The organism is Shewanella marisflavi (genome assembly GCF_002215585.1).
Lineage (GTDB): Bacteria > Pseudomonadota > Gammaproteobacteria > Enterobacterales > Shewanellaceae > Shewanella > Shewanella marisflavi.
In genome coordinates, this window is record NZ_CP022272.1 from 4,050,353 (window position 1) to 4,062,945 (window position 12,593).

Below are 12,593 nucleotides of genomic sequence, written 5' to 3' on the forward strand. Positions count from 1 at the left end.
GAATGAGCCTTAAATTTAGCACTTATCACCAGAGGATGGCGATTCATGAAATTTTCCACTATCAGCTCCTTTATCATTGGTACTTTACTGCTTAGCAGCCCGGCATCAGCAGGCTGGTTTGACGATCTCACCGAGCAGGAACAGAGCCAGCCGACTGCGACCCAGACACAAAACAACGATCTGGTTGGCTCGGTCATGTCTCAACTCGGCTTAAACCAGAATCAGGCGGAAGGTGGACTCGGCAGCCTGCTTTCGTTAGCCAAAACCACTCTGGGCGGTGACAGCTTTGGTCCTATCGCCGAGGCGATACCCGGTATCGATGGTCTGCTATCCGCTGCGCCGCAACTCGATAGCGATTCAGGCATGTCAGGCTTATTGTCTAAGGCTGGCGATCTGGGCAGCTCACTTCAAGGCGGCGCCAAGGTGTATGACTCTTTCGAAAAACTCGGTATTTCCAAAGATCTGGCTATGCCCATGGTGGATATAGTGAAAGGCTATCTCGACGCCAATGCTGGCGCCGGTACCACAGATCTGCTGATGCAGGGCCTGGGGGCAATACTCTAACTCTCCATGAAAAAGAGTTCATCTGTATCGGATGAACTCTCTGTCACTCTGGCACTCTAAATCCCTATCTCAGTCAAAAAGGTACGAGTGATGATCGCCAAGCTTAAACAGTTTCTCACCGCCCAGACTCACTCGGAATCCCCCGAGGAGAAGGCCAAGCACCTTCAGTTGGCTGCCGCCAGTCTGCTACTGGAGGTCGTCTATGCCGATCAAACCATAGATGAACAGGAAGCCGCCTTACTGCCTGAACTTTTGACCTCGGCGCTGTCGCTCACGCCATTGGAAGCACAATCCCTGGTGCAAGAAGCCAAACAGGCACAGGGCAATGCCACTTCACTGTATGAGTTCACCAAAGAGATCAACGACCAATGCAGTCTGGAGCAGAAACAACAGCTGATTCTGGCAATGTGGACCCTCGCCTATGCCGATGGCAACCTCTGCCGCTATGAGGATCAGATCATCCGCCGCACGGCAGAGCTCCTCTACCTCAAACACAGCGAACTGATCCAGCTCAGAAACGCCGCGATCAACAAGACGCGCTAACAATTCACCCTTTATGGCTTAGCAAACTTAAGCACATAGCGACTTGTCTTGCCGCGCACAGCTTGATCAAAGGCCGACACAGTGAGCTTATCTTCTGGATTTTCCAGCAGATCCAAACTCCCCAGTAGCTTAAATCCAGCCGCTTCCATAGCGCTCACCACATGAGCCCTAGCCAGTCGATGCAGTTCATGGGCCGTGCTGGTATCACTGCCAACCTGTGCATCATGATCGATAATCGCGACCAGGCCGCCGGGCTTGAGACTGGTAAACATCTGGTTTAAGAGTCTTTCCCTGTCGATGGCTGGCCAACCCGGCTCATCATAATAGGTGTCGTGGAAGCCTAAGATAAAGAAGATCCGATCAAAGCTTGCCTCAGGCAATTGCAGATCGTCGGCTTCGCTAATAATCACTTCGGCATTGGGCAGACGTTCCTGATATCGTCGCTCGGCCAGATCCTCCTTGGCAAACGGCAGGTAGGCCTGGTTGTTGTGTACCAATACACTCCCCTGCTCACCCACGACTCGAGACAGGAGTTCACTGTAGTAGCCACCACCGGAGAAAAGATCTAATATCCTCTGGCCTGGAGCGACCTCGAAAAAGCTTAGGATCTCACGAGGATGCCGACTCGCATCACGCTCCTTGTCACGGGCCAATCTCTGCTGGCTATCAACCGCAGCATTGATCGCCGCAGCCTCCCCCTGAGCAAAACAACTGTTCACGTTTCCCAACACCATACCTCCCATCAGGCACAACATCGCAAGATTCAAATGCTGCATACTTACTCCCCCCCACACATTAACTTATATTTCGAACCAGCATACCCGCAAGATGTAAACCACCGGTTATTAAAATGTAATCAAAAATATCTTAATTTAACTGGAGATTGACTTTTTATTAGCCAAAGCTAAAAAAGGGTGATAAGCCTATAAGTCTGTCGTTTACATTTGCTTACAAATAGGCTGTCTGGTTTGTGGCAAAGAGAATAAGGTAAGGAAGCTTTATGAAACAAACTGCACTGTTAAAACGAACCTTTATCGCCGTCCTAGGTGGTGTCATCACCCTGGCTCTATTCGCTTTCATGGCCAAGCTGATCGATAACCAGCAGCCCACTGCTGAATATGTTGTTGCAACGCCTGATCTCAACTTCTCCTTCGAGGAGCAACCGCCAGAAGAAAACCAGCACCAAACAGTCATCGAGCCTCAACAAGAACCGATTCAGCCGCCAAGGAATATAAAGGGCTTTGAAAAGAGCGAAACCAGTGAGACAGGGCTGACACCAGGCGCCATAGACATGCCCAAGGTGAACCCGGTAAGTCAGGAGACACGCGGGGTAGACAACAGCAGTGATGCCCTGCCTATCATCCAGGTATCGCCTCAGTATCCCATACCAGCCGCGCAAGAGGGCAAAGAGGGCTACGTACTACTGGAATTTGATATCTCAGCAAGTGGGTCGGTGGAGAATATCAAGGTGATTCAGGCTAAACCTAAGCGGATCTTTAACCAGGCGGCCATAGATGCGTTAAAGAAATGGAAATATAAACCTAGGATGGAAGAGGGTCGGGTGATGGCGCAAACCAAGCAACAGGTAAGGCTCGACTTTAAGCTGGATCAACAGATTTAAGCGCTAGGAAAATCGAGCAGGGAGTATAGCGATAACTCCCTGCTAACAAGCTCCCTAAGGGTAAGCCTGCTTACGCACAAGATGGGTCTTCTGCCACCAGAGTAACGGTGCCAGTACCAACACCAACAGCAGGGCATAGAGCATGCTCGCGCCCAGCGCCACGGCCATCGCCAGGCAGAAGATAACCCCCATGATCACCAGCGGCAGATAGCGCTTACTCAGTAGCTTGGCCGCCGCCAGCATAGAAACCAGATAGATGAGTACGAACACCCCATTGGTCCAGGCGATCAAGTGCTCCAGCTCTTGGCCGAGCAGATAGGTCAGACAGATCACCAGCGCCATGGTGAGCAACACGGCCACCAAGGCTCGCACCGGGACCCTGTGCTGGTTAAGCTTGTCGAAATAGCGCGGTAATACCCCTTCACGGCTAAAGCTCCAGATCAATCTCGCCACACTGGCGGTGTAGACATTCACTGTCGCCAAGCCACCGGCTATCCCCAAAATACCTATCACCTGGGCACCATAACCCCCCAGTAGATGATCGAATGCGGCCACCATAGCCAAGCCCTCACCCTTAGGGACAAACAAGAGCATCAGCGTGCAGGTCACATACACTAGCCCAACCAGTACTGTGCCTATGATCATCGCCGGCAGCATATCCTTTTCGGGGCGCCTAAAATCATTCGACAGGTGTGTCATCGCTTCGATACCCAGAAAACTCCAGAAGGCGATACCGGCGGCAGCCATCACCAGACTCATATCGCTACCGGCATGGGGCGTGGCCAATTCCAGATCTCCCAATTTTGCACCGCCGGCACCAAACAAGATCACCACCACAGAGACGATGGCCAGGGTGAGAGCAAACTGTAACTTGGCTGAGACCTGTATCCCCTTGAGGTTTAAGCCCAATAACAGCAACAACAAGGCTAGCTCAGTCATCAACTGCTGCCAGCCCACCAGCGGCACTAAGGCATTGATAAATTGAAAGGTCATCAAGATCGCCGCAGGCGTGCCTATGGGCACCACTAAGAGGAAGATAAGACCTGTGGTACGTCCCGCCGTTCGGCCAAAGGCTTTCTCGACAAAATAGGCTGGACCGGCGGCATGGGGAAACACCCCCGCCAGTCGCGCAAAGACCAGAGTCACGGGAATAATGGCGAACGTCAGCAAGATCCAGGCAAGCAAAGCGCCGCTGCCGGCGGTGGCTATGGTCATTTCAGGCAGAATAAACACGCCTGTGCCAAGCAAAGTGGTGGCCATCAATCCGGCGCCTTGCCAGCGGCCGATCGTACCGTGATTCTGTTCCATCTTAGGTTCTGTTAGGGTTATTAATGGGGTTAGTATAGACTTAGCGCGTAAAACAGTCTGTCAAAGATTTCCGCCGAAAGGAGCATCTATACCGACACTTTGACGGAATTATCACAATATACCGACACTTTGTCGGTCAGAGACTTTGGCAGAGACAAGAGAGGATACCTTGGATAAGTTTGATAAGGCCATCATCAGCGCCCTGCGGCAAGACGCCAGGCAGAGTGTTTCCAGCATAGCCGACACCGTCAGCCTGTCACGCAGCGCCGTCTCCGAACGGATCAAGAAACTGGAACAGACTGGTATTATTCGTGGCTACCAAGTGCTACTGAGCGAATCGCAAAAAGAGGGCGTTTCTGCCTACTTCGAAATTCAGCACCGCTGCCCCCGCTGTGCCGATGTGGTGCATGTGTTTCAGTCGATCCCCGAGGTGATCACCTGCCGCGGCATCACGGGCGACATGGATCTGCTGGTTTATGTGCAGGCCGATTCGATGCGACGGTTACACGAGATCCGCGAATATATCGACGCCCAAACCGACATCATCAAACTCAAAACCCATGTGGTAATGAGCGAATGGATCGACAATCGTGGCTAACGCAGAGATTACCTAAGGCTGAACATGGCTAACAGTTTGGCCGTCTGGTTTCCTTTAGGATACGCTTAGCGATAGACTAACCTTAACTCTTTCATTGATTAAGCCATTATGCAGATTGAAAAAACCGCCGAATTAAATCTTCTTTGGGGCTCACTTATTCTCGAAGAGCTAGCACGCCTTGGGGTACAGCATGTCTGCATGGCACCCGGCTCCCGCTCTACCCCTCTGACACTGGCGGCAGCCAAGCAAAGCAAACTCAAACAACATTTACACTTCGACGAGCGAGGCCTGGGCTTCCTCGCACTGGGACTGGCCAAGGCCAGTCGTGCCCCAGTGGCCATTATTACCACCTCGGGTACCGCAGTCGCTAACCTCTACCCTGCTATCGTCGAAGCCTGGCTGACACAGGTCCCCCTGATCGTCTTATCCGGTGACCGACCGCCTGAGCTTTTGGGTTGCGGCGCCAACCAGGCAATAGTACAGCCGGCGATCTTTGCCGACTACGCCAAACAGGTAAACCTGCCGACACCAGATCAGGCGATCCCCCCCCAGGCGCTACTGACCCTGCTGGATGAGTCTGTTGCCAACGCCAAACGGCCGGTGCACGTCAACTGCATGTATCGCGAGCCGCTATACCCGAGTTCAATGAGCGCCGACTTTACCCAGTACCTCAGCCCTCTGGGCAACTGGCAACATAGCGTAAATCCCTACAATCACTATGCTGAGGCCAAACTTATCAGTTCACCCGCGCCCGATGCCTTAGCGCGCTTCGTCCACGGTAAAGGGGTGATAGTTGCGGGCACTCTAGCGCCACACGAGCATCCTGAGCAGCTGATCGAACTGGCCCAGAAACTGGGATGGCCCCTGCTGACCGATGCCCAATCTCAACTCAGGCAACATGGCGCGGCCATCGGCAACATAGACCAACTGCTGCTGCAACCTAAAGCCAAGGCCTTGCTGCAAGCCGCCGATACTGTGTTGGTCTTTGGCGGCCGCCTGTTGTCGAAACGCCTAATCAGTTACTTAAACGAGCAAAAATGGAAACGCTACTGGCAGGTTCTGCCCGAGCAGACCCGCCTCGATCCTAGCCATAGCGCTAAGCAGATCTGGATAAGCCCGCTTGCCAACTTTACGCAACTGCCCTGGCCCAGATCCTCTGAGGCGAATTGGGCTGTGCAGCTAATAGAGGCTAACGAGCAGCTGGCTACCCTGTTCCAGCAACAGATAGACGACGCCGAATTTGGTGAGGCGCAGGTGGTGCGCGCCGTCGCCAACCAGGGCGAGCAACAACTCTTTATCGGCAACAGCCTACCGGTGCGCCTCTATGATATGTTCGCCCCGATAACAGCCTCGGCGCCCAGCATATACACCAATCGGGGCGCATCCGGCATCGACGGTCTACTCGCGACCGCCTGCGGTATTGCGGCGCACAAAGGGCAAGCGACAACCCTGATCATAGGGGATCTGTCCCAGCTACACGATCTCAACTCGCTGGCATTAGCAGCAAAGCAGCAAGGCCCCTTTGTCATCGTCATACTCAATAACGACGGCGGCAATATTTTCAATCTGTTACCAGTGCCCGACGAGAAGCTACGTAGCAACTACTATCGCCTTGCCCACGGTTTAGAGTTTGGCTATGGCGCCGCCATGTTCGGCCTGCCCTACAACAGGGTAGAAGATCTATTGAGCTTTAACGAAGCTTATCGCCACGCGCTCGCCTATCGGGGCGCCTCCGTTATTGAGGTCTGCGTGGCGCAAGATCAAGCCAGTGAACAGATTGCCCGCCTTGCCAGCTGGATAAAGCAAAGCTGATGCTGGCCTATCGCACCATGGGGAAGGCAGAACTGCCGGCGCTAGTATTGCTGCATGGCTTTCTGGGCAGTAAAACTGACTGGCAACTCCTGATGCCAAGGCTAAGCCGCCATTTCCATTGCATCGCAGTGGATCTGCCTGGCCATGGCGACAGCCCAGCGCTAGCTGAAACGTCACAGACCACAGGTTTTGACCTGGTAGTTGAGCAGATCTTAGCGACGCTGGATAAGCTCGAGGTCAAACGCTTTCACCTGCTGGGCTACTCGCTAGGAGGCCGTATTGCCCTGCACTTAGCCGCCAGCGCTCCTGCGCGCTTGTTAAGCATCAACCTGGAATCCTGCCACCCAGGATTAGACAGTGAGCAGGCGCGAACTGAGCGCCTTATGCAAGACAGCCAGTGGCAAACGCGGCTCTTGTCTCTGCCCTTGGTCGAATTTCTCGACCTCTGGTATCGACAAGGGGTATTTGCCACACTGAATGACAGTGAGAGACAGGCCCTGATCCAAGCTAGGGCAACTAATAACCCTAAGGCACTGGCAAGTATTTATCTGCCGACCTCTCTGGGTAATCAAGCCGATTTGTCGCACATGCCTAAACAAATAGCCATAGATTGGCATTACTATGCCGGTAAACAGGACAATAAGTTTCTCACCCTAGCGCAGTCATGGCAGTCGCATCAGCCTATCTCGCTCACCCTATTTGACCAAGCGGGTCACAACGTGCATCTGGCTCAGCCAGAGGCCTTCTGCGATAGCCTTATCGCCAAGCTCAGGACACACTCATGAAACTCATGCACCTTAGCCTCTATCGCTATCAGATCCCTCTGGATAAACTGCTTCCAGTGGGTAAACAACGTATCGACAGTCGCCAGGGGCTAGTACTTAGAGCCTCAGCCCAGGACGATGGGCAAACCCTCGTTAGCGCCGAGGTGGAGATCTCTCCACTGAGCGGTCAAGACGTTGATGAGCAGCCGCTGAAAGGTTTTAGTCAGGAGACACTCGCTGAGGTTATCGAAGAGCTGACACCTATGCTCGATGAGCTGATCACAAGCGATATCGATCAGTTAATAACCCGTTCAGAACAGACAAGCTTGCCCTCCATCGCTTTTGGACTGTCACTGCTACATGCCAAACTCACAGACAGATTGCGCCCAGCGCGGCAGGGGCGACGAACCATTCCACTGATCTATCAGGCGCAAGACGAGCCGCCTCAGGTATTAGATGCCCGCATCAAGGCACTCGATGCCTCAACCCACTCGGTCAAGATTAAGGTGGGACAGACCTCCATGGAGCAGGAGATCGCCATGATCCACAGAGTGCTGGCAATCCGCCCCGATCTTAAGCTCAGATTAGATGCTAACCGCTGTTTTACTCTGTCCCAGGCTATCGACTTTCTCGCCTGCCTGCCGTTAGCCGCAATCGAATATATCGAAGAGCCTTGCATAGAGCGCCAAGATAACAGCTTACTCTTTCAAGCCCTGGGAGTGGGTTTCGCCCTCGACGAAAGCCTCAACGATCCTAACTATCAATTTGCTATGCAAGCAGGATTGGCCGCGCTGATTGTCAAACCCATGCTGCTCGGCTCGCTGCCCCGACTGCAGCAATTGACCCAACAAGCTCATGAGGCCGGTGTCAGGGTGATCTTAAGTGCCAGTTTAGAAGCCAGCTTGGGTATTACAGCCCTGCAAGCCTTGAGTGAGGCGCTTACTCCAGATGAGATACCAGGTCTCGATACTCTAAGTGCCTTTAGCGCGGACCTTCTGGTCTCGACCGGCAAGACCCGCTGCCTGACCCTGGAAAACCTTATCTGCCTAAAGCAAGTGAACCGGGAGGCGGTTTGAAGCAAGACTGTTCACCGCTGCACCTGAGTGCAGCTCAGCATCCAGATAGCGTCGCGATATACTGCTGGCGAGAGGGGAGCTATCAAGCCATCAGCTATCAGGAACTCAGTCAGCAGGTATTAGGCTGCGCAGAGCAGCTAGCCCAATTGGGCCTTGGTAAAGGCGACAAATTGGCCTGTGTAGATCAAAACTCTCTGGCCATGGTAGTGCTGTACTGGGCCTGTGTGGATCTCGGCGCCATCTTCTGCCCGCTGAATCCCAAATTTCCTAAGGCTCAGATCGCCGCCCTGGCCAATCGCTATCAGTTACGTCATTTCTGGGCAAACAAGGCCTATCAGGCCCTATTACCGCAAGCCAGTTTGTCGCTGACATTTGAGCGCCATTTACAGAGCAAGCCACAGGCAATAGACCCAAGCAAGCCCTGCAATATCATACTCACCTCGGGTAGCAGTGGTATGCCCAAGGCCGCCGTGCACTGCCTGAACAATCATATCGCCAGCGCCCAAGGTTCGACTCAGCTCATACCCCTGACACAGGGAGATAACTGGCTCCTATCACTACCAATGTTTCATATCGGCGGCCTGGCCATTGTCAATCGCTGCGCCTTGGCGGGCGCGTCCCTGACACTGCCTGCCCCTGAGCTCTCCTTGGCAGAGCAACTTAAGGCACGACCACTGACTCACCTCTCCTTGGTGGCAACTCAGCTACTCAGATTGCTTAATGACGCCCCCGAGACCCTTAAGGGCCTCAAGGCGCTGCTGCTTGGTGGCGGCGCCATCGATGAACAGCTAATCGCCCGGCTCGAGCCTCTGGGAATCCCCGCCTATACCAGCTATGGCATGACAGAGATGAGCTCGCAGATCACCACGGCCAAGGCAAACGCCCAAGGCAGTTGCGGTACGCCACTACCTGGGCGCCAACTTAAGATTGTCGATGAGGTGATCTATGTACGGGGGGATACTCTGTTTCTCGGTTACCTAGATGGCGAGTCGCCTGAGACGATAGCCAAACCACTGGAACAAGATGGTTGGTTTTGCACCCAAGATCGCGGCAGGTGGAATGCCGCCGGAGAGTTACTCATCCTGGGCCGCACCGACAATATGTTTATCTGTGGGGGTGAGAATATACAGCCCGAGGAGATAGAGGCTGTGCTGCGGCGTTACCTTGGCATAGAGGAAGCCTTGGTCTTTGCCATGCAAGACGAAGAGTTTGGCCTGTTACCGGCGGCGCTTATCAAGGGCAGCTGCCCGCCCACAGCACAACTCGATGCGTTTCTCTGCCAACATATTGCCCGCTTCAAGCGTCCCCGCCGTTATTACCCTTGGCCAGAGGTCGAGCAAACCGGGCTTAAGCTACAGCGCAAACAGGTGATACAAGCCGCGGCGCAGCGCTATGGATTAGACATAAAAAAACCTGCTTAATAGCAGGTTTTTTTTAGCTTTCGCCGTTACATTTCCATGCGGCCTTTAAGCTTATTCATGGCGTTCTTTTCAAGCTGCCTGATTCGTTCGGCAGAGACTTGATAAGTTGCCGCCAGCTCTTGCAGCGTGGTCTTCTCTTCGTCCAACCAACGCGCCTGTAGAATATGCTGACTACGCTCATCAAGGGTCTTGATAGCCGCCAGAAGACGAGTTTGGTTATCGGCTTCAAAGTTGTCGTTTTCCACCTGAGAAGCGATGTCCGATGAATGGTCCTCAAGGTAATGCACAGGTGCATAATCTTGGTCATCATCATTATCGCTAGCCAGATCGAAAGCGGGATCCTGAGCTGCCATACGCGACTCCATTTCGGTCACGTCGCTCTTAGATACACCCAGGTTTTCGGCAACCATGGTCACCTCTTCATCGCTAAACCAGCCCAAACGCTTCTTGGCCTTTCGCAGATTGAAGAACAGCTTGCGCTGTGCCTTGGTGGTTGCGACCTTAACGATACGCCAGTTTTTCAACACGTATTCGTGGATCTCGGCTTTAATCCAATGTACGGCAAACGAGACAAGACGCACACCCACATCGGGATCAAAGCGTTTTACCGCCTTCATCAAACCAATATTACCTTCTTGGATAAGATCAGCCTGTGGCAGACCATAACCCGAATAACCTTTGGCGACATGAATTACGAAACGAAGATGAGACATAATCAACTGCTTCGCAGCCTGAATGTCACCGGTCTCCTGCAGACGCTTCGCCAGCTCATATTCCTCATTCGCCTCCAACATTGGAATGTTGTGCGCAGAATGGATATAAGCCTCTATGCTACTGCTGCTTTGAGGTACCATTAGTGCCATTGATTGCGTTTGATTCGTCATTAACGCTCCTAACTTCTTATCTTGCATGTGTTTAACACTTTGAGTGCTCAGCACCGCATAAAAGCGGCGTTCCGTGGGGGTATCGTGAAAGGTGGGTACGCCCAGGGACAAGCTGATGAACTATTAACTATCTGACAGTCTATGTCAACACTCGAAACTGAACTGGTTTTAATTTCACCCGATTCTATAGACATTACAAGTGAAAATTAGTTCATAAATCCAGCAAACAAGCTTAAAAAAGCGCTTAGAAAAGGAACTAAGAAGGCTCAATGGCTCTAAGGTGCTGTCTCACTGATAAGTATGAACCCAACCAGCCCAAAAACGAGGCTAGCAGTATCAATTCACCCAGCTCAATCAGTGTCAGCGACTGCATCTCAAGCGTACTACCATAGAGGCCTAGCAGGCTCGCCAGTGCGCCATCGAGATACCAGACTAACAAATTGATGATCACCCAGGCCAGCACGCCGCCAATCACCCCAAACCAGATACCAGTATAAAGGAAGGGACGCTGAATAAAGCTCTCGGTGGCACCCACCAGCTTCATCACCTCGATCTCGGTGCGGCGATTCATAATAGCCAGACGAATAGTGTTACCTATTACCAGCACCACTGCCAACACCAGCAAGGCGGCAATCGCCATGACGGTACGCTCAAGCAGTCTAACGACGGCCTGTAAACGCTCGAGCCACTCGATATCCAGGCGACCGAAGCTCACCTCAGGTTCCAACTCCAGCTTCTTCAGCAGCTCTCGGGCGCCATTAGGGCTAGCGTATTTGATACTTGGGGTTACTGTGATCACCGCAGGCAGCGGATTTTCATCCAGATAGGCAAGCGCCTCGCCAAAGCCTGAAAGACGCTGAAACTCCTCTAACGCCTTATCACGATCGATATAGCTAACGGCACTGACCTCAGAATAGGCGCTAATACGGCTGATCAGGCTTTGTATGCTGCGCTCGCTGCGGCCCTCGTCGATAAACAGAGAGATCTCGGCGGCGCTGTTCCAGGATTGCGTGATGGTCTCGGCGTTCTTAACCAACACCTGCAGCGCGGCGGGTAGACTCAGGCTGACACCGAGTACCGCCATGGTCATTAGCGATGAGATAGGGTTGCGCCACAGCTCACCCATGCTAGCCATGGCATGTTGAATATGACGAATGAAAAACATCACAATACGGCCACTGATCGGCAATTTACTGCGTACCAATTGAGGTTGCTGATTCATCTGAGTCTCCTCAATTATTCACTAAAGGCGTTAGCGGTAGCCAGCTCGTCACCACCCAATATGCGCCCTTGCTTCAGGGTCAGGGTACGGTAACGCATTCTGGCAATTAAGCCCAAATCATGGGTGGCGATCAGCACGGTAGTCCCAGCATCATTAAAGGTCTCGAACAGACGCAGAATATCCATGGATAACTTGGGGTCCAAGTTACCTGTTGGCTCATCGGCCAGCAGCAGAGGGGGTTTATTCACAATGGCGCGGGCGATACCGACACGTTGCTGCTCGCCGCCCGACAACATGATGGGATAGTGCCGCTCTTTACCATATAGCCCCACCATATCCAGCGCCGCCATCACTCGCTTTTTAATCTCATGCAAAGCAAACCCTTCGATCACCAAGGGGAGCGCGATATTATCAAACACAGTGCGATCCATCAGCAGATGGTGGTTTTGGAAAATCATGCCGATATCACGGCGCAGGAAGGGTACATCTTTGGGCCTGATGTTGGCGATATCATGGCCATTGATGGAGACGCGACCAGCATTGGCTCGCTCTATCACAGTGATCAACTTAAGCAGGGTACTCTTGCCAGCACCTGAGTGGCCGGTTAAAAACGCCATCTCTCCACGCTTTAAATGAAAACTCACATCGGTGAGGGCTTTCTGTCCACCTGGATAAATTTTGCTAACCTGCTCAAATCGAATCATAAGTACCCAATCTTAGATGTTGCATTTATGCGTTATTATTATAGGCCAGCCCCATGTAGGAACCTTGCTGGCCTTG

General features: G+C 52.8%; 13 protein-coding genes. 8 read left to right on the forward strand and 5 right to left on the reverse strand.

Annotated elements, in window-relative coordinates:
* The first annotated feature begins 45 nt into the window (after window positions 1-45).
* Window positions 46-564 carry a DUF2780 domain-containing protein gene (locus CFF01_RS17835; protein ID WP_088905678.1) on the forward strand — a complete coding sequence of 173 codons (519 nt, stop codon included), beginning with the start codon at window positions 46-48 and terminating at the stop codon, window positions 562-564.
* A gap of 90 nt (window positions 565-654) precedes the next feature.
* Window positions 655-1,107 carry a tellurite resistance TerB family protein gene (locus CFF01_RS17840; protein WP_088905679.1) on the forward strand — a complete coding sequence of 151 codons (453 nt, stop codon included), beginning with the start codon at window positions 655-657 and terminating at the stop codon, window positions 1,105-1,107.
* A gap of 11 nt (window positions 1,108-1,118) precedes the next feature.
* On the opposite strand, the gene CFF01_RS17845 is transcribed toward CFF01_RS17840, so the two are convergent.
* Window positions 1,119-1,883, reverse strand: coding sequence for a class I SAM-dependent methyltransferase (locus tag CFF01_RS17845; RefSeq protein WP_232479475.1), 765 nt, complete (start codon window positions 1,881-1,883; stop codon window positions 1,119-1,121).
* A 224-nt stretch (window positions 1,884-2,107) separates the two neighbouring features.
* On the opposite strand from CFF01_RS17845, the gene CFF01_RS17850 reads away from it, so the two are divergent.
* Window positions 2,108-2,728 (forward strand): energy transducer TonB, encoded by a 621-nt coding sequence (locus CFF01_RS17850; RefSeq protein WP_088905680.1) that lies wholly within the window; start codon window positions 2,108-2,110, stop codon window positions 2,726-2,728.
* A gap of 54 nt (window positions 2,729-2,782) precedes the next feature.
* Here the strand turns inward: CFF01_RS17850 and yjeH are convergent, their stop codons facing one another.
* Entirely contained in the window at window positions 2,783-4,036 is a 1,254-nt protein-coding gene (gene yjeH, locus CFF01_RS17855) for an L-methionine/branched-chain amino acid transporter (protein WP_088905681.1), read from the reverse strand.
* 169 nt (window positions 4,037-4,205) lie between these two features.
* On the opposite strand from yjeH, the gene CFF01_RS17860 reads away from it, so the two are divergent.
* The 5 genes from CFF01_RS17860 (at window position 4,206) to menE (ending at window position 9,707) form a co-directional block, all read left to right on the forward strand.
* The gene (locus CFF01_RS17860) at window positions 4,206-4,634 is read left to right on the forward strand and encodes an Lrp/AsnC family transcriptional regulator (RefSeq protein WP_088905682.1); all 429 of its coding nucleotides are present in this window, start codon (window positions 4,206-4,208) and stop codon (window positions 4,632-4,634) included.
* A 108-nt stretch (window positions 4,635-4,742) separates the two neighbouring features.
* A complete protein-coding gene (menD, locus tag CFF01_RS17865; RefSeq protein WP_088905683.1) occupies window positions 4,743-6,446 on the forward strand; it encodes a 2-succinyl-5-enolpyruvyl-6-hydroxy-3-cyclohexene-1-carboxylic-acid synthase in 1,704 nt (567 codons plus the stop codon).
* A complete protein-coding gene (gene menH, locus CFF01_RS17870) occupies window positions 6,446-7,231 on the forward strand; it encodes a 2-succinyl-6-hydroxy-2,4-cyclohexadiene-1-carboxylate synthase (RefSeq protein WP_088905684.1) in 786 nt (261 codons plus the stop codon). Before menD ends, menH begins: the two co-directional genes overlap by 1 nt.
* The gene (menC, locus tag CFF01_RS17875; RefSeq protein ID WP_088905685.1) at window positions 7,228-8,286 is read left to right on the forward strand and encodes an o-succinylbenzoate synthase; all 1,059 of its coding nucleotides are present in this window, start codon (window positions 7,228-7,230) and stop codon (window positions 8,284-8,286) included. The genes menH and menC overlap by 4 nt, the downstream gene beginning before the upstream one ends.
* The gene (gene menE / locus CFF01_RS17880; protein WP_088905686.1) at window positions 8,283-9,707 is read left to right on the forward strand and encodes an o-succinylbenzoate--CoA ligase; all 1,425 of its coding nucleotides are present in this window, start codon (window positions 8,283-8,285) and stop codon (window positions 9,705-9,707) included. The genes menC and menE overlap by 4 nt, the downstream gene beginning before the upstream one ends.
* Window positions 9,708-9,733: 26 nt before the next feature.
* Here the strand turns inward: menE and rpoH are convergent, their stop codons facing one another.
* The 3 genes from rpoH to ftsE all read right to left on the reverse strand — a co-directional run bounded on the left by rpoH (window position 9,734) and on the right by ftsE (window position 12,517).
* On the reverse strand, window positions 9,734-10,591 hold the full coding sequence (gene rpoH, locus CFF01_RS17885) for an RNA polymerase sigma factor RpoH (RefSeq protein WP_033540268.1): 858 nt from the start codon (window positions 10,589-10,591) through the stop codon (window positions 9,734-9,736).
* Window positions 10,592-10,847: 256 nt separating this feature from the next.
* Window positions 10,848-11,813, reverse strand: coding sequence for a permease-like cell division protein FtsX (gene ftsX, locus CFF01_RS17890; RefSeq protein WP_088905687.1), 966 nt, complete (start codon window positions 11,811-11,813; stop codon window positions 10,848-10,850).
* A 14-nt stretch (window positions 11,814-11,827) separates the two neighbouring features.
* Window positions 11,828-12,517: a cell division ATP-binding protein FtsE gene (gene ftsE / locus CFF01_RS17895; protein ID WP_088905688.1), complete on the reverse strand. Its 690-nt coding sequence runs from the start codon at window positions 12,515-12,517 to the stop codon at window positions 11,828-11,830.
* Window positions 12,518-12,593: the final 76 nt, after the last annotated feature.